General features: G+C 73.3%; 13 protein-coding genes, 1 pseudogene and 1 riboswitch. Of the genes and pseudogenes, 4 read left to right on the top strand and 10 right to left on the bottom strand.

All coding sequences use genetic code 11. The features are described 5' to 3' along the window. Nucleotides 1–30: 30 nt before the first annotated feature. The 4 genes from ASD33_RS12245 to ASD33_RS12230 form a co-directional block, all read right to left on the bottom strand. The gene (locus ASD33_RS12245) at nt 31–651 is read right to left on the bottom strand and encodes a hypothetical protein (RefSeq protein ID WP_056557821.1); all 621 of its coding nucleotides are present in this window, start codon (nt 649–651) and stop codon (nt 31–33) included. Nucleotides 652–824: 173 nt separating this feature from the next. Beyond that, a complete protein-coding gene (locus tag ASD33_RS34950; protein ID WP_056557819.1) occupies nt 825–5,342 on the bottom strand; it encodes a DEAD/DEAH box helicase in 4,518 nt (1,505 codons plus the stop codon). 172 nt (nt 5,343–5,514) lie between these two features. Continuing rightward, nucleotides 5,515–6,372 carry a CbtA family protein gene (locus tag ASD33_RS12235; protein ID WP_063991947.1) on the bottom strand — a complete coding sequence of 286 codons (858 nt, stop codon included), beginning with the start codon at nt 6,370–6,372 and terminating at the stop codon, nt 5,515–5,517. 14 nt (nt 6,373–6,386) lie between these two features. Next, entirely contained in the window at nt 6,387–6,614 is a 228-nt protein-coding gene (locus tag ASD33_RS12230) for a CbtB-domain containing protein (RefSeq protein ID WP_056557815.1), read from the bottom strand. 60 nt (nt 6,615–6,674) lie between these two features. Beyond that, a riboswitch (cobalamin riboswitch) is annotated at nt 6,675–6,751 on the bottom strand. 80 nt (nt 6,752–6,831) lie between these two features. Between ASD33_RS12230 and ASD33_RS34065 the strand changes: the two are divergent. Then, nucleotides 6,832–7,464, top strand: a pseudogene (locus ASD33_RS34065) (histidine phosphatase family protein); the annotation flags it as partial. Between the two features lie 90 nt (nt 7,465–7,554). On the opposite strand, the gene ASD33_RS12225 reads toward ASD33_RS34065, so the two are convergent. From ASD33_RS12225 to ASD33_RS12200, 6 genes are all read right to left on the bottom strand, one after another. Beyond that, nucleotides 7,555–8,655: an iron chelate uptake ABC transporter family permease subunit gene (locus ASD33_RS12225; RefSeq protein WP_242426960.1), complete on the bottom strand. Its 1,101-nt coding sequence runs from the start codon at nt 8,653–8,655 to the stop codon at nt 7,555–7,557. A gap of 89 nt (nt 8,656–8,744) precedes the next feature. Beyond that, a complete protein-coding gene (locus ASD33_RS12220; protein WP_277922086.1) occupies nt 8,745–9,713 on the bottom strand; it encodes an iron ABC transporter permease in 969 nt (322 codons plus the stop codon). An 81-nt stretch (nt 9,714–9,794) separates the two neighbouring features. Beyond that, complete coding sequence (locus tag ASD33_RS12215) at nt 9,795–10,847, bottom strand: iron-siderophore ABC transporter substrate-binding protein (protein WP_056557811.1); 1,053 nt, start codon at nt 10,845–10,847, stop codon at nt 9,795–9,797. A 307-nt stretch (nt 10,848–11,154) separates the two neighbouring features. Beyond that, a complete protein-coding gene (gene argB / locus ASD33_RS12210) occupies nt 11,155–12,051 on the bottom strand; it encodes an acetylglutamate kinase (RefSeq protein WP_056557873.1) in 897 nt (298 codons plus the stop codon). Nucleotides 12,052–12,314: 263 nt separating this feature from the next. Then, a complete protein-coding gene (locus tag ASD33_RS12205; protein WP_056557809.1) occupies nt 12,315–13,061 on the bottom strand; it encodes a hypothetical protein in 747 nt (248 codons plus the stop codon). Between the two features lie 119 nt (nt 13,062–13,180). Further along, nucleotides 13,181–13,849: a hypothetical protein gene (locus ASD33_RS12200; RefSeq protein ID WP_056557871.1), complete on the bottom strand. Its 669-nt coding sequence runs from the start codon at nt 13,847–13,849 to the stop codon at nt 13,181–13,183. Nucleotides 13,850–14,058: 209 nt separating this feature from the next. Between ASD33_RS12200 and ASD33_RS12195 the strand changes: the two genes are divergently transcribed. The 3 genes from ASD33_RS12195 (at nt 14,059) to ASD33_RS12185 (ending at nt 16,601) form a co-directional block, all read left to right on the top strand. After that, on the top strand, nt 14,059–14,676 hold the full coding sequence (locus ASD33_RS12195) for a TetR family transcriptional regulator (RefSeq protein ID WP_056557808.1): 618 nt from the start codon (nt 14,059–14,061) through the stop codon (nt 14,674–14,676). A 63-nt stretch (nt 14,677–14,739) separates the two neighbouring features. Next, nucleotides 14,740–15,513, top strand: a complete 774-nt coding sequence (locus ASD33_RS12190; RefSeq protein WP_056557805.1) for an SDR family NAD(P)-dependent oxidoreductase — start codon at nt 14,740–14,742, stop codon at nt 15,511–15,513. A 47-nt stretch (nt 15,514–15,560) separates the two neighbouring features. Continuing rightward, nucleotides 15,561–16,601: an NAD(P)-dependent alcohol dehydrogenase gene (locus tag ASD33_RS12185; RefSeq protein WP_056557803.1), complete on the top strand. Its 1,041-nt coding sequence runs from the start codon at nt 15,561–15,563 to the stop codon at nt 16,599–16,601. Nucleotides 16,602–16,640 lie beyond the last annotated feature (39 nt).

Here is a 16,640-nt window from a genome sequence, read left to right as displayed (position 1 = left end):
CGATTTCCACGGGTGGCATGCAGGCCGGGATCAGCGTCGCGACGACTTCGTCCGGCTGCCCGGTCCGCGGAGCGCCGTACGAGCCGTTCCGTACGCGACTGCCGGGTCGACGTCCGGTGGGCCGGCCGGCTGCCAGGTGCCGTACCGCTCCACGTACGGGTGCCAGCGGTTGTCCGGACCGTAACGCAGCTGGACACGGGCGGGCGCGTCGGTGAGGTGGTTGTGGTGGCGCTCGACGGGCGCGGTGGGGGAGGGGCGCAGCGGCTGGACCGCGTGCTCGGCGGCGGCGAGCACCTCGGGATCGGCATGCCGTGGCGCGAGGCAGGTGGCGACGGCCGGCCGGCCGCCGTAACGATGTGCCGCGGCCAGCCGCCGCAGTTCCCCGACGCCGATCCCCAAATGAGCGGCGGCGGGTTCCATGTGGGCTTCCCCGCCGGGGAGCTCCCCGCTCCGGGCGACGAAGCGTGCGATGTCGGCCGTCACGTCGTCGCTGCTCCCGACGGACGCGGGACCGCCGCCGTCGCCGTCGTGATCGTCGAATGCTTCACCGCCCGGGTCCGACAGGAGGGCCTCCGCGCGGTGCGCCGCGTCGACGACGAGCGCCCGGAGCGCGTCCAGGGAAGGGAGTGGTTCCGGGGGAGGAGCCGTCACCCTTTCCAGTACGGGAACGACGTCCCCACGGGCCCCGGCCGCGGCCAAAGCCCCAGCTCCACCGAAAGCCAAAGGCCCAGCCCCAGCCCCAGTCCCAGATCCACCCCATGGCAAAGCCAAAGCCCCATCCTCAACCCAGGCCCCACCCCCGCGCCCCATCGCCTCATCACCCGTCATCGCCGACCCCCCAGCGCGACTAGTTCCGCCAGCTCGCGGTCACCCAATCTGGCCACCCCCGACTCGCCCGCCCCCAGGACCGTGTCCTGCAAAGCCCTCTTGTGTGTGAGGAGTTGGTCGATGCGGTCCTCGATCGTTCCTCGTGTGACGAGACGGTGGACGGTCACGGTCCGCCGCTGGCCGATGCGGTGCGCGCGGTCGGAGGCCTGGTCCTCGACGGCGGCGTTCCAGCTGCGGTCGAAGTGGACGACATGGCTCGCCCTGGTCAGGGTGAGGCCGGTGCCGCCCGCCTTCAGGGAGAGGACGAACACCGGCGAGCGGCCGGCCTGGAAGGCGTCGACCAGCTCCTGCCGTTGCCCCGTGTCCAGGCCGCCGTGCAGGAACAGGGGGCGATGGCCGAGGTGCGTCAGGTGCTCGGTGAGGAGACGGCCCATGGTGACGTAGCTGGTGAACACGAGCAGCGCCTCGCCGCGCCCGGTGATCGTTTCGACCAGCTCGCCCAGGGCTTCGAGCTTGGCCGACCGGGCGGCGAACTCTCCCGTACGGGACGGGCCCGGGTGTTCCTCGCCCCAGTAGTGCGCGGGGTGGTTGGTGATCTGCTTCAGCGCCGTGATCAGCTTGAACACCAGACCGGACCGTGCGAGGGACGGCGAAGCGGTGATCTGTTCCATCGTCTCGCGGACGACGGCCTCGTACAGGGCGACCTGTTCGGCGGTGAGCTCGACGATCCGCCGGGTCTCGACCTTCGCGGGCAGCTCAGGGGCGACGTGCGGGTCGGTCTTCCGCCTGCGCAGGAGGAACGGCGCGATCAGCCGCGCGAGAGCGTGCGCGGCCGGACCGTCGGGCTCGCGTTCGGCGGCAGCCGCGTACCGGGAGCGGAAGGTCTTGAGCGGTCCGAACAGGCCCGGGTTCGCCCAGTCGAGCAGCGACCACAGCTCGGACAGGTTGTTCTCCACCGGCGTCCCGGAGAGCGCCAACCGAGTCGTCGAGTCCAGCGCCCGCAGCCGGTGGGCGGTGGCCGAACCGTGGTTCTTCGCGTGCTGGGCCTCGTCCGCGATGACCAAGTCCCAAGTCCGCGACGTGAGTTCGTCGTCGCGACGGAGCACACCGTATGTGGTGAGGACGACGGTACGGTCACCGGCGGCGTCGAGACTGCGCCGCGCCCCGTGGTGGACCACCACGTCGAGGTGCGGCGCGAACCGACCGAACTCCCGCTCCCAGTTGGTCACCAGCGAGGACGGGCACACCACGAGGACCGGGCCGCGGTGCCCGTTCTCGTAGCGGTACAGGGTGTACGCGATGGCCGTGAGCGTCTTGCCGAGGCCCATGTCGTCCGCCAGGACCGCGCCGAACCCGATCCCGCCCGTGTGCGCGAGCCAGGCCAACGCCCTTTCCTGGTAGGCACGCAGACGCGCGTCGAGTCCGGCGGGCGCGGGCACCGGGACCGCGTGCTCGCCGCGCCGCAGCACCTCGACGACAGCGGCGAGGCCGCCGCCCGCCCGGCACGGCACCGTCCGGCCGTCCACGTCGACCGTGCCCGTGAGGGCGGCGGCGAGGGCGTCGGCACCGGACAGCCGGCCGATCAGCCGGTGGCGTACCCGCGCGGCCATGACGGGATCGAGCAGCACCCACCGGTCCCTCACCCGCACGAGAGGGCGGGTGGCTTCGGCGAGTTCGTCGAGTTCCGCCTCGGTCAGGACGTCCTCACCGAGCGCGAACTGCCAGCGGAAGTCGAGCAGAGCCCGGAGACTGAACCTGGGCGCGCCCCCTGCGGAGTGGGAGGTGAGGGGGCTACCCGAGGCCAAGGGGATACCCGAGGCGAGGGTGACGCGACGCGGTGCGCCCTCAGGGTCCCCGTCGACGGGATTGCCGGTCCCGAGAACGTGGTCGGCATCCGGGTTCTCGTGGGGGTCCGCACCGATGACCGTGCCGGCGGACAGCAGGTCGCGGAGAGCCGATGGCCACCTAAGTGTCAACCCGTGCGATTCCAGGTCCCGTTCTGCATCGAGCAGCTGCCCGATGCCCGTCGAGTCCCGTACGAATCGGGCAGGCAGTCCGGCCAGCCCGTCGAGCGCACCGTCGCAGCAGCGGGCCGCGCGCTCCAGTCGCCGCCGCACGCGCGCCCGCAGGCGGAACGGCTCGACGCCACCGACGGGCTCCGGGCCGTGAAGTGCGTCGGCGGGCACCTCGTCGTCCGGCCGGGCCGGGTCGACGACCACGAGCAGCCGGGCGGTCAGCCGTCCGGCGGCGGCCTCCTCCTCCGAGGGTTCGGCGAACTCGACGACGAGGCCGGGAAGCGGCCCCTCGTCGAGCCGGTCCTCCACCGTGTCGAGCCAGGGCCGTACGGCCGCGACATCCGCTTCCGGCAAGGGGCGCCCGACGGGCGCGAGGAACGGTCCGCTGCCGAAGAGGACCGCCGCCGGAGGGCGCAGCATCCCGTCCGCCAGGGCGTCGAGGAACTCCGGTACGGCGTCCCCGGCCTTCACACGCCCGCCGCCGACGGCCACGGCATGGGCGTACGGAGCCATCCGGCGGACCAGCTCGCCCGCGGCCCGTACGGTGGCGTCGGGCAGCGGGCCCACCCGCCACCGGTCCACCCCGTCGGCGGTGAGCGCCGGATGGACGAGCCCGGCGGCGATGACCCCGAGCCCGAGGCGAGTCGCGTCCGCCCACCCCACTGCCGTCGGATGCCAGGCGGCATCGCGGGCCCGGCTCAGGAGCACGGGTACGGCGTCGGCCAACGGCACCCGCCACCCCGAAGCGGATACGGAGACCGAGCCGGGGGTGGACGCGGGGGATGACGCGGACGCGGGAGTGGATACGGCTGCGGTCGCGCGAGGCGGGAGCAGCCCGCGCCGCGTCACGGCGAGCGGAGCCGGTGGGCGGTTCCCCGGCATCGGCGCGCCGTCGGGCCGGTGGAGGAGGAGCCCGGCGGGAGCGCCGTCAGCGGGAACGAAGGCGAGCGCGCATCCGGCCGCGAGAGCCCTCTCGACGGCCGCTCGGGCCGATTCGGCCGGCGGGGCGCCCTCGCCAGGAGGGGAACCTGCGAGCGTGCGGGCGTCGGACGTTTCCGGCGGTTCGGGGAAGCGCGGAGTTCCGGACACTCCCGGCGGTTCGGGGAAGCGCGGAGTTCCGGTCACTCCTGGCGGTTCGGGGAAGCCCGGAGATCCGGACGCCGGGCGGCCCGCGCTCGTCGTCTGCGCCGGCACGGACCGGGACGGGCCTGCGTCGAGGGTGACCAGCTCCGCCATCAACGCGGACGCGGCGGCACGGCGGGCGCCCGCCCTCGTCTGATCCCGGCGGCTGACCGAGACCTCCGCACCGGTCCGTACAAGGGTGCAGGTGTAGGTGCAGAGGACGCTCTTCGGGGCCGCGGTGAACGTCGGCTCCGGCTTGGAGATCATCTCCAGCTGGGTGTACTTGTTCAGGTACTTCACCGGATCCTGTCCGGCCGGAACGGGCCGGATACGCGGCGCCGGGCGGCCCGCCGCCTTGGACTCGGGGGCGGCCGGCTCGTCCTCGGGTTCGGGCAGGTCCGTCAGCTCGGCGAGGAGCGCGACCGCGCCCCGGTGCACGGCCTCGCGGCGGTCGCGCCGGGTGCGCTCGGCGCCGTCGACCGTACGACCGTCGCCGCCGTCCCAGCTCCAGCGGCAGGAGAACGCTCCGTCGGACGCGACGACGGTGTGCCGGAGTTCCGCCCCGCGCGCGTCCGCGTACCGCCGCAGCAGCGTGGACGCCGCCGTCTGGGTGCGCGCCGCGAACCGCAGGGCGCGTACGCGCGGTTCCCGCCAGGCGGGCCCCCCGGCGTCGAACAGGAGAAGCTGGATGTCCCGCTGTCGCAGCTGGGCGCAGTCGGCCCGACGGGCGATCTCCGCCATCAACTCGGCGCCCGGTCCCCGCTGTTCCGTCACGCGGGACTGGAGCAGCGCCTCGAAGACCTCGGTGCTCAACCCCTGGAGGGTGAGGCGTCCCTGCCCCCGTACCTGGTCGGACGGTACGGGTGCGGCGTCGCTCTCCTCGACGCCGGCGAGCCGGTGGAGCAGGGCGTGCGCGGCGGCCCGGCGGGCCAGCGCCGCCGTCGGGCCGCTCCGGGCCGGCCCGGTCACGAGTCCGTCGGGTGGCCCGAGCCGCGCCGCCGCCGTGTGCCGCGCCCGCCCGTCGGCCAGGTGGCCCGTGGACTCCTCGTACGTGAGGGGCGGCCAGAGCTCGGCCTGCGCGTGCGCGCTGAGTACCTGCTGCGGTACCTCGGGTGTGTCCCGCAGCCCTTCGACGGCGTGCCTCCGTGCCGGGGCCCACCCGGGGTGGTCGTCGGCTACGAGCAGGAGCATGCGTAGGTCCCGCTGCGTCAACCGGCCCATCCGTGCGAGATGTTCGGCCTCGGACGCGAGGTCGGCGTCGAACACGCCCGCCACGACGCCGTCCCTGGCCCGTTCGTGCCACGGCGGCGGGGTCACGGCTTCCGCGAGCCCGCCGAAGTGCCGGATCTCGTCGGTCGACTGGGAACGACCACCCAAGAGGGGACCCTCCGCATGCAGAACGTGATGGAACGCGTGCGCTCAGTATACGGAGGTGGGTGAGGGGGAGCGGTGTCGATCGTCCAACCGTCGCCGTCATGGTGGTAGTTGCCGGGAACGCGGCGGCGCCCCGCACACCTGAGGGCGTGCGGGGCGCCGTTCCGTCGGTCGGTCAGTCCGCGAGCGATGTCGCCGGCGGGGCCGACGTACCGGCGGTCGTCGTTCGGGCGGCCAGTGTCTTCTGGGCGAGGATGCCGAAGACCACTCCGAACACCGCCCACAGCACGAGCTGGATGGCCAGCGAGGCCACCCGGAACTCCCACAGGAGGGCGGCGGGGAAGTCCGACTTGACCGCGTCGTCGTTCGCCGGGAGTACGGCGAAGGCGACGGCGGTCACGAGGACGAACCCGGCACCGGCGGCCAGGCTCGCGTTCCAGTTGCCGAGCCGTGGCGCGAGGCGGCGGCCCGCGATCACGGCCGCGGCGCCGAGCAGCACGCTGAGCAGGATCATCAGGAAGAACAGGGTGGTGCGCTGCCCGATGGTGTCGGGGTTGCCGACGGCCGGTGGAGTCGCCGGGTACTTCAGGAACGGAACCAGGTACACGGTCGTGAACGCCGCTCCCGCCGTCAGCGCGGCGGTCGCCCTGGGGCTGAACCGGCCGATCCGGCCCAGCGCGAACGAGAAGGCGAGCGCGGCGATGCCGCCCAGCGCCACGCCGTAGACGAGAACGCCCGTGGCGAGCCCCAGGGTCGACTGGACGGAACGGCTGACCGCCGACTCCTCGTGCTCGTCCTGCTGCCCTCCGGCCGTGGAGCCCTCCCCGGCCCCCGCGGCCGTGGTGTCGGCGTCCCCGGCGTGCCCGCCGTGACCCGAGTGGGGCTCCTGGGCGGCCTGGGCCTCCTCCACCGCGATGGCACCGTTCACCGGCGGCTCACCCACCACGTAGGCGACGGCGAAGGCGAAGAGTCCGGCGATCAGGCCCGCGAGCATCCCGCGGACCAGCAGTGATCTGACTGTTGAGGCGTGCATGCGCGGATCGCCCCTCAGTGGCAGGGGAAGCCGAGCAGGTGGCGTCCGTCGTGCACCCACTCGTGCACGTCGGAGCCCGCGATCAGCGAGGTGGCGCCCTGCTCGGCGCCGACGAAGTACAGCGCGACGAGCGCGAGGAGCCCGACGAAGAAGGCCCAGGGAAGGACGGCCCGAACGGGCAGCGGAGCCGGAACGGCGACGGAAGGGCTGGATGCGGCAGCGGACACGACGGCCTCGGCCATGATGGAACCTCCTGCGGGAACTCGCGTCCCGATCGGTGGTGCAGGACGACGGTCCACGGGTCTGACTCGCCGTGACCCCACCTCGGGAGGGGGCGCCTCGGCATACAGTGGCGCGACCGTACCGGGTTCTCACCGGACTTCCGTCTCGCCGTCGTCACGTTTTTCAGATGTCGCCAGACGGTACCGCGCACCGCGTCCGCCGCCAAGGGCGTGAGGCATGGATCACTCACCCCGTACGCTCCTCGCCCGTACGCCCCTCCCGCACGCCCCACCTGACTCCAGTTCACCCCCGCGCCGACCGAGAAGGACCCCGATGACCGTTCGGCTGACGCTGATCTCCCCCGGAACGAGCGGAGCGCTGCGCGACGTCCGTTTCGACGACGGCAGCCCCCTGGACCCCGAGGGCATCGCGCGTGCCGAGGCCGTGGCCTCCGCCGTATCCGCCTCCACGCGCGCGTACTGCTCGCCGTCCGTGCGCTGCCGGCGCACCGCGCAGTCCCTCGGGCTGGCGCCCGAACCGGTGGCCGGACTGGCCGGCTGCGCCATGGGACGCTGGCGGGGCCGGTCTCTCGCGGCCGTCGCCGCTGCCGAGGAACCCGCCGTCGCCGCCTGGTTGTCCGACCCGACGGCGGCGCCGCACGGCGGGGAGTCCCTGCGCGACCTGCGCGTACGGGTCGGGGGCTGGCTCGACGCGCTCCGGGCGGAGGGCTCCGGACGTGTCACCGTCGTCGCCGAACCCGACGTGATCCGCGCCGCGACGGTCCACGCGCTCGCGGCCCCGGACGAGGTCGCCCTGCGCCTCGACGTCCGCCCCCTGACCGCCGTCCACCTCAGCGGTCGCGCAGGGCGCTGGAACCTTCGCCTGGGCGAGGCGCTCCGCCCGGAAGAGGACGAGAAGACCCGGGCCGCACGCCTCACTTCTTGGTCCCACACCCCGGCGTCACGCGGGCTTCTTCCACTCCCGCAGCAGGAGATAGCCGAGGTACGTGCCCCCGAGGGCCATCGTGTACAGCCCGACCGGCAGGTTGTCGAAGAGCGGCAGCTGCTGCGCCGTGAGGTCGGCCAGGACCAGGAGCAGGGCCCCCAGCAGGGTCGACATGACCAGGTGCGGGCCGCCGCTGCGGGTGACGCGCTTGGCGATCTGCGGCGCCGTCAGGGAGACGAACGCGATGGGCCCCGCCACGCTGACCGCGCCCGCGGAGAGGACGATCGACAGCGCGACCGCCGCGGTGGCCGTCCTGCCCGGCCGGGCGCCGACGCCGGTGGCGAGGTCGTCGCCCATCTCGCCGACGGACAGGGGCCGCGCGAGGAGCGCCGCGAACGGCAGGGACAGCAACAGCACGGTCCAGATGGTCGTCGCGTCGTCCCAGGAGCGGGCGGCGAGGCTGCCGTTGATGTACGCGGTCAGCGCGCTGGCCTTGTCGCGCTCGACGGAGTAGACGACGTACTGCGTCAGCGCCGTCGCCATCGCGGCCACGCCGATGCCGGCGACCACGAGCCGCCCCGGGCTGCGGAACCCGGTCCCGGTGGCGAGGAACACGACCACCATCGCGAGCACCGCGCCGAGCAGTGCCCCGACGGGCACCGGCAGCACGTCGGGCAGGAACAGCGCGGCGGCCGCCGCACCGGCACCGGCACCGGCACCGAGCCCGATCACGTCCGGACTGCCCAGCGGGTTGCGGGTCACGGACTGGAACAGGGCCCCGGACAGACCGAAGGCCGCGCCGGTGGCGATGGCCACCACGAGCCTCGGGCCGCGCAGCCGGTTGAGGACGAAGGCGTTCTTGCCGGTCGCCTCGCCCGCGAGGGCGGACGGCAGGTCGGCGAGGTCGATCCCGAGCCGCCCCATCGAGAGGGTGGCCACGGCCGCCCCGGCGAGCAGGACGAGCGACACCACGGCGGCGATCACGGAGGCACGGCGTACGGGCACGGACACCCACGGGCCGATCCGCAGGACGCCGCGCGCGGGGGAACGTACCGTCGACAGCCCGGCCGCAGCTGCGGAGCCCGTAGCAGAGCCCGTACCCGGATCCGTTCCCATGCCCCCACCTGTGTCCGTACCCGTACCCGTCCCCGTACTCGCATCCCGGTCGGCGGAAGCGTCCGGAGTCCCGTCCCGGTCGGCGGTCTTCATGACGCCCCCCTCATGCGGCGAACGGCGAAGAGCAGGGCCGGCGCACCGACGAAGGCGGTGACGACGCCGACCATGAGTTCCTGGGGGCGCAGCAGGACCCTGCCGATGACGTCGGCGAAGAGCAGCAGCGTGGGCCCCGCGAGGGAGGTGAAGACGATCTGGGCCCGGAAGTCGGCGCCCACGAGCGCCCGCACCATGTGCGGGACGGCGAGGCCGACGAAGGCGATCGGGCCGACGGCCGCCGTCGCGGCGGCGGCCAGCAGGGTCGCCGCGAGCAGCCCGGCGCCCTTGACGCGGGCCGGGCTGATGCCGAGGGACGCGGCCTTGTCGTCGCCCATCGCCATGGCGTTGAGGCCGGGCGCGAGCAGCACGGCGAGGACGAAACCGACCACCGCGAACGGCAGGACCGCCCAGAACGCGTCGAAGCCGCGCCCGCCGAGCGCACCCACCACCCAGTACCGGTACGTGTCGAAGACCTGCGGCCTGGACAGCGCGACGGCCTGGATGAACGCGGCGAGGACGGCGGAGAGGACCGCGCCCGCGAGGACCAGCCGGACCGGTCCGCCGCCTCCGCCGGCGGTGCCGAGGAGATGGACGACGACACCGATGACGAGCGCGCCCGCGAGGGCCCACCAGACGGTCTCCCGCTGCCCGGAGGCGCCGAGGAACGCGGTGGCGGCGACGATGCTCGCCGAGGCGCCCGCGTTGATGCCGAGAAGTCCCGGCTCGGCGAGCGGATTGCGGGTGATGCCCTGCATCAGGGTGCCCGCGACGGCGAGGCAGAGCCCCGCGAGCACACCGAGGACGGTGCGCGGATAGCGGCTCTCGACGACGGTACGGGTGTAGCCGTCGCCGTCACCGGTGAGGACCCGCAGGACGTCGCCGAAGGACGTCGGCTTGCTGCCGAACATCACGCTGGCGAACAGGGCCAGGGCGAGCAGGACCAGACACAGGACGGCCGCGATGACATGCCGGGCAAGGCCCCGCCGTACGACGGCGGGGCCTTGGCCGATCCGGGAGATGGTGGTCACGCTGTGGACCTGTCGCTACTTCCCGGCCTTGGCGACGGCCTTGTCGATCATCGGCAGGTAGCGCTCGATGCTGTACGGCACCGTCAGCGGGTTGATCATCGACGAGGCGGTGACGAACGGCTGGTCGTTGCTGTGGACGAGCGCGCCCTTCTTCACGGCCGGGATCGCCGCGTACAGGGGCTGGGCCTCGATCTCCTTGCGGGACTTGTCGTCCATGTAGAAGGTGAAGGCGATGTCGCTGCTGGACAGCTTGTTGGCGTTCTCCAGGCCGATCAGGGCCGAGTCCGTACCGTCGGTCTCCTTGAAGGTGTTGACGATCGGGTCGACCTTCAGACCGAGCTTGGACACCATCGACACGCGCTGCTCCTCGGGCTTGAAGATGCCGAGGGTGCCGGGGCCGGTGTTGTAGATGTATGAGAACGTGACGTTCTTGTATCCGGGACGGCTCGCGGCGGCGTCGGTGAGCTGCTTGTCGATCTTCGACGTCAGCTCCTTGGCCTTCTCCGGCTGACCGAGCGCCTTCGAGATGATCTCGATCTGCTGGTCCCAGTTCGTGCTCCACGCCTTGTCCGGGTAGGCGACGGTGGGCGCGATGTCCTTCAGGATGTCGTACTGCTTCTGCGTGATGCCCGACCACGGGGCGAGGATGACGTCGGGCTCCAGCTCGGTGATGGCCTCGATGTCGAGCTCCTCGCCGCCGTCGAACTGCTTGGGCAGCGTGGCACCGGACTTCGTCACGGCGTCGTGGATCCAGGGCAGGTAACCGGTCTTGTCGCTGCCCCACGGGTAGCTCTCGATGCCGACCGGGACGTTGCCCAGCGCGATGGCGGTCTCCGCGGAGCCCTGACCGAGGGTCACCACGCGCTTCGGCTTGTCCTTGATAACGGCCTCGCCGAGCGCGCTCTTGATGGTCACGGGGAAAGCGCCCGCCGGGGCCTTGGCCGCCGAGCCCGCGGCGTCGTCCTTTTTGTCGTCCGAGCCGCACCCGGTCACCATGAGGCCGAGCGAGACCGCGGCGGCACCCGCCGCGAGGACGCGACGGCGGACGGGGGTGAACACAGAAGGCATGGTGGATCCTTGTCTCCGGGCAGGGGGGTGCTGCCGCCCCGCCTGACACCCCCGCAGACAGGTGTGTGCGGGGGCAGCGGCCAACGCGAGGCGCTTGTTAGGTGAGCCTAACCTATCCCCGGCTGGGGTGGGGCGCCAGGGGTTGGGGGCGGAGAGCGGTCGGAGCCGGTCCCGCTGTGGGGGTTGGTGCCGATGTCGGTACGGGTGCTGGTGCTCGTACGGGCACAGGCGCAGGCGCGCGCACAGGTACAGGTACAGGTACAGGTACAGGCGCGGGCACGCGTACGGGTGTCGGTGTCGGCGCCCGTCAAGCGGTGGTTGAGCCGTCCGGGACGTCCGAGGCGTCCGCCGCCGGGTCGGGCAGGACGGTGGTCCCGGGGTTCTCCTCGGTGAGTACGCCCCGCAGGACGGCGTGCGGCGCCCGCCCGTCGAGGACATGGGCGCGCCCGACGCCCGAACGGACCGCGCGCAGGCAGCCCTCCATCTTCGGAAGCATCCCGCCGGCGAGGCGGGGAAGCAGTGCGTCGAGCTCACCGGCCGTCAGGCGCGGCACGACCTCGGTGCTGTGCGGCCAGTCCGCGTACAGCCCGGGAACGTCCGTGAGCATCACGAGCCGGTCGGCACCGAGGGTGACGGCGAGGGCCGAGGCCGCCAGGTCGGCGTTCACGTTGTAGACCTGACCGTCCCTGCCCCGTGCGACGGGGGAGACGACCGGAACGCGCCCGTCGGCGAGCAGGCTCCTGACGGCGTCCGGGGCCACGGCCACGACGTCGCCGACCAGGCCGATGTCCACCGGCCGTCCGTCCACCCGGGCCGGGCGGCGCTCCGCCGTCAACGTGTGCGCGTCCTCCCCGGACATCCCTACGGCGAAGGGCCCGTGGGCGTTGATGGCGCCGACCAGCTCCCGCTGGACCTGACCGGTCAGGACCATGCGGACCACCTCCATGGTCTCCGGCGTGGTCACCCGCAGGCCCGCCTCGAACCGGACCTCCAGGGCGAGCCGGTCGAGCATCGCGCTGATCTGCGGACCGCCGCCGTGCACCACCACCGGAAGGAGCCCCGCGTTCCGCAGGTCGACGACATCCCGCGCGAACGAGCGCCGGAGAGAGGCGTCCACGAGAGTGCTGCCACCGCACTTGACGACGACGGTCCGGCCCCGGAGCGCCGGAGTGGAGCCCACCCCTGTGCCCACTCCGGATCCCACCCCGGTCTCCGTCCGATGGGTGAGGAGTTCACGGGCGGCGGTCACGGTGACGGTCACGAAGCCACTCCATTCACGGGCGGGCCGGGCCCTTCGGGCAGGTCGACGGCGCGGGCGGTGGGCGCCCGGATCGACGGCCGTCCCGCACGTGCACCGTGCGGGTCCCGGGCACCGCGGCCGTGGACGGCCCCTTGCCCCGTGATGGCAGACGGAAGAACGATTCGCCCGGCGGGCGGGGTACGGGTCGGCGTACCGCCGTCGCTCGCTCAGGCGGGCGAACCCCAGGCCGTCGTCAGCCCGTCGAGCCACGCCGGCGGCAGCTCCGCGGCGTCCCATTCCTCGTGCAGGGCCGACGGCGTCGCCGCGAGCCGCTCCAGTACGGCGACGCTGGTGGGGGAGTGGACGAGGGAGTACCGGCCGTGGACGGCGATCGGGCTGCCGGGCCCGTACTCCGCGTACAGCCGCTCCAGGCGCTCCTGGTGGGCGGACGTGAACTCCGCGAGGCGGCCCGGGTACCCGGCCCGCTGCCGGGGGCTCATCGTACGGAGGACGGCGCCGAGCACCTGCTCGGTGACCTCGGGGTCGAGGTCGGAGACGTCGCTGAACGAGAGGTAGAGCGGGGTGACCGCGACCTTGGTCCGTTCCATCTCCGCCCGGCGGACGGGGGAGCGCTCGTCGGCGGCGTCGGCCGAAGGGCCCGCGGTGACGGCCCGGACGAGGGCCTGCTCGGCGAGGACCCCGAGCGCGTCGGTGACGGTCCGCGCACCGTCGGCCCACCCGGCCGCGTACTCCTCCCCGTTCCCCTCGCCCCTCTCCTCGGGGGCGCTCTTCCGGATCCCGTCGACCTCCGCGTGGGCGAGGGAGAGGGCGCCGGTCTCGACGAGGCCGATGAGCTCCTCGGCGTCGCCGGTGTAGACGCCCGCGCGGGCGAGCAGCTGGAGGAGCGTCTTCTTGGCGTTGATGACGCTGGCCGCGTCCAGCTGCCGCTGCCGTCCCTCGTCGGCGGTGTTCATGGGGGTCCTCCTCGTCGTACGGGCAGCGCGGTGCGCGGGCGCGGAACGCTCTGTTCGAGCCTACGCAACACCCGTTCCCGCAGGGGTCGCTGCCCCCTGCGACGCGCTGCGACGGCGTGTCAGTCCCGGTACACCCGCAACGCCGCGACCTCGTACGACATCTCCGACGTGTCGGCGTCGGGCGCCGGGTGGTACCGGCCCGCGCAGACCGAGAGGTTCACGATGAGGTGGGCCCGCCACGAACGGCCCACCCCCCTGCGGTCGTCGAAGACGCGTGCGCCGTTGACCCACCACACGACGTTCCGGGAGCCGAAGTCGACCCGCAGGTCGACCCACGCCCCGGGCCGGACGGCCGGATCCCGGAAGTAGTGGTGGCGGCCCCGGATCCGGTTCGACAGTTCGAGCAGGTCGGGGTTGTCGGGGTGGTACTCGAAGACGTCGATCTCCTGCCCGCCGTCGAGCCAGGTCCAGATCGCCGGCCATGCACCCGTCTCCTCCGGCAGGCGCACCCGCGCCTCCAGGACGTCGCCGGTGCGCACGAGGAAGCCCTCCGGGCTGCCCTCCGTGGTGAGCAGCCCCGCGTCCCAGAGCCCGTCGGTCCGGCGGGTCGCCCGGAAGAGCCCCGTCCGGCTGTACGAGGGGTCGTCCACGAGGTAGTCGAGTTTGTTGTCGCCCGGGTTGGTCGGCCCGCCGTCGGGATAGGCCCAGGAGTGGCCGGCGGTCCACTGCTCGGCCGAGGAGAAGTCCGCGTCGAGGACGAGGGTCCCCGGTAGCCGCGGACGCCCGATCGAGCCGGGGCCGGCACCGCGTTTCAACAGGCGGTCGAAGAGGTCGGACAGCACGGCACGCTCCTTCCGGTGGGGCACTCCCACCATGCACTCCACGGACCTTCGAGAACGCGGATTGGCGACAAGTCGTCACGGGTCCGTCCGCCATCGGGGTCATGCGGGTGCCCCGGAATGTCTCACTGCGACATTAATAGGTGTACGGTACAAATATGAGCACGGAGCGAGAACGCCGAAGCCCGCGGCGCGGCCCGAAGGGGACGCGGACCCGCGAGGCGCTGGGCGAGGCCGCACTGCGGCTCGTCCTGGAACACGGAACGGCCGGAGTCTCCGTCGAGGACGTCACCGACGCGGTCGGCGTCTCCCGGCGCACCTTCAGCCGCTACTTCGCCTCCAAGGAGGAAGCCGTCCTGGACGGCATCCGCGCCGACTGTGTACGGATCAACGAGGCCCTCGCCGCCCGCCCGGCGCGCGAGACCCCGCTCACCGCCTACCGGGCGGCCCTGCGGGTCTGGCTGGCGGACCCGGCCGTCCCGGCCTGGCACCGCCGTGCGGGGGTGCGGGAGGTCTTCCGCCTCGCCGAGGACGAAGCGCCCCTGCGCGCCGTACTCCGGCGCCTCCTCCTGGAGGGCGAGGCCGCCTCCGTGCGGCTGGTCGCCACCCGGATCGGCGCCGACTCGGTGCGCGACCTGCGGCCCGCCGTGGCCGTCGGCTCCGGCGCGGCGGCGCTCATGGCGGCCACCCGCGCCTGGGTGGCCGACGGCGATCCGGAGGCGCTGCCCGGCCTCGTGGAGGAGGCCTTCGCCCTCCTCGCGGCCGAGCCGCCGTAGCGGCGGATCGATCCGTCCCCATCGCCGCCATCACCCCCACCCTCCGCACACCAAGGACCTGACATGACCCTCTCCCCGACCGCCCACCCCCAGGAGTTCGCAGGCCGGATCGCGCTCGTCACCGGCGGCGCCTCCGGCATCGGACTCGCCGTCGCCCGCCGCCTCGCCCACGCGGGCGCCGCCGTGGCCGTCGCCGACTACGACGCCGACCGCGCCACCGAGGCCGTCGCCGAACTGACCGAGGACGGCGCCCGCGCCCTCGCCGTACGGATGGACGTCACCGACGACGCCTCCGTACAGGCCGGCGTCGAGGCCACGGTCGCCGCTTTCGGCGCCCTTCACCTGGCCGTCAACAACGCCGGCGTCGCCGGCCGCCGCGCCCCGATCGTCGAGACCCCCGCCGAGGAGTGGCGGCGCGTCGTCTCCACCAACCTGGACGGCGTCTTCTACTCCCTCCGCCACGAACTGCCCGCGATCCTCGCCTCCGGTGGCGGCGCCGTCGTGAACATGGCCTCGATCCTCGGCACGAACGGTTCCGCGGGCAGCGCCGCGTACGTCGCCGCCAAGCACGGCGTCGTCGGACTCACCAAGACGGCGGCACTCGAACACGCCTCCCAGGGGGTACGTATCAACGCCGTCGGTCCCGGCTACATCGACACGCCCCTCCTCGCGGGGATCGGCGAAGAGGCGTACGAGGCGCTGGTGGCCCTGCACCCGGCGGGGCGGCTGGGCCGGGCGGAGGAGGTCGCCGAGCTCGTCGCGTTCCTGCTCTCGGAGCGGGCGTCCTTCGTGCACGGCAGCTACCACCTGGTCGACGGCGCCTACTCGGCCCGCTGAGACCGCCGGCCCCCCCCACACACGAACGCACTGGAGAGGAAAGCGCCATGAAGGCACTGCAGTACCGCACGGTGGGCGCCGCGCCCGAGGTCGTCACCGTCCCCGACCCGGAACCCGGGCCCGGCCAGGTCCTCCTGAAGGTCACCGCCGCCGGGGTCTGTCACTCCGACATCGCGGTCATGAGCTGGTCCGCCGAGCAGCTGCCGTTCCCGCTGCCGCTGACTCTCGGACACGAGGGCGTGGGCACCGTCGCGGCCCTGGGCGCCGGCGCCGAGGGCTTCGCCGTCGGTGACGCCGTCGCCGTCTACGGCCCCTGGGGCTGCGGCACCTGCTTCATGTGCGCCCAGGGCAAGGAGAACTACTGCCTGCGGGCCGCGGAGCTCGGCATCAGGCCGCCCGGACTCGGCGCCCCCGGCGCCATCGCCGAGTACATGATCGTCGACAGCCCCCGTCACCTCGTGCCGCTCGGCGACCTCGACCCCGTGCGGGCCGTGCCGCTCACGGACGCCGGCCTCACCCCGTACCACGCGGTCAAGCGGTCCCTCCCGAAACTCGTCCCCGGCAGCACCGCCGTCGTGATCGGGACGGGCGGTCTCGGCCACGTCGCCATCCAGCTGCTGCGCGCGATGACCGCCGCCCGGGTCGTGGCCCTGGACGTCACCGAGGAGAAGCTCGCCCTCGCCCGCGCCGTGGGCGCGCACGAGACGGTCCTGTCCGACGCCGCCGCTGCCGCCTCGGTCCGTGAACTGACCGGCGGCCGGGGCGCCGAGGTCGTCCTCGACTTCGTGGGGGCCCAGCCCACGGTGACGTCCGCCGGTGCGATGGCCGCGGTCGAGGGTGACGTCACCATCGTCGGCCTCGGTGGCGGCGCGCTGCCCGTCGGCTTCGGAGCCCTGCCGTACGAGGTCTCGGTGACCTCCCCGTACTGGGGGACCCGGGCGGAGCTGATCGAGGTGCTCGACCTGGCCCGTTCCGGCGCGGTGGACGTGCACGTCGAGACGTACGGCCTGGACGACGCACCGAAGGCCTACGAGCGGCTGCACGAGGGGCGCATCAACGGGCGCGCGGTGGTCCTGCCCCACGGCTGAGGGCGGCTGCACCCAGGGCGATTCCCCCATCGAGTATTT

Source organism: Streptomyces sp. Root1304, assembly GCF_001426405.1.
Classification (GTDB): domain Bacteria; phylum Actinomycetota; class Actinomycetes; order Streptomycetales; family Streptomycetaceae; genus Streptomyces.
The sequence above is the reverse complement of the archived record's forward strand: the minus strand, read 5'-3'. Positions and strand labels throughout refer to the sequence as shown.

Excerpts from the sequence above, each read along its gene's own strand:
- ASD33_RS12230 (WP_056557815.1), bottom strand. The coding sequence starts at position 6,614 with ATGGCCGAGGCCGTCGTGTCCGCTGCCGCATCCAGCCCTTCCGTCGCC.
- ASD33_RS12195 (WP_056557808.1), top strand. The coding sequence starts at position 14,059 with ATGAGCACGGAGCGAGAACGCCGAAGCCCGCGGCGCGGCCCGAAGGGG.
- ASD33_RS12185 (WP_056557803.1), top strand. The coding sequence starts at position 15,561 with ATGAAGGCACTGCAGTACCGCACGGTGGGCGCCGCGCCCGAGGTCGTC.
- ASD33_RS12215 (WP_056557811.1), bottom strand. The coding sequence starts at position 10,847 with ATGCCTTCTGTGTTCACCCCCGTCCGCCGTCGCGTCCTCGCGGCGGGT.
- ASD33_RS12225 (WP_242426960.1), bottom strand. The coding sequence starts at position 8,655 with ATGGGAACGGATCCGGGTACGGGCTCTGCTACGGGCTCCGCAGCTGCG.
- ASD33_RS12205 (WP_056557809.1), bottom strand. The coding sequence starts at position 13,061 with ATGAACACCGCCGACGAGGGACGGCAGCGGCAGCTGGACGCGGCCAGC.
- ASD33_RS12190 (WP_056557805.1), top strand. The coding sequence starts at position 14,740 with ATGACCCTCTCCCCGACCGCCCACCCCCAGGAGTTCGCAGGCCGGATC.
- ASD33_RS12235 (WP_063991947.1), bottom strand. The coding sequence starts at position 6,372 with ATGCACGCCTCAACAGTCAGATCACTGCTGGTCCGCGGGATGCTCGCG.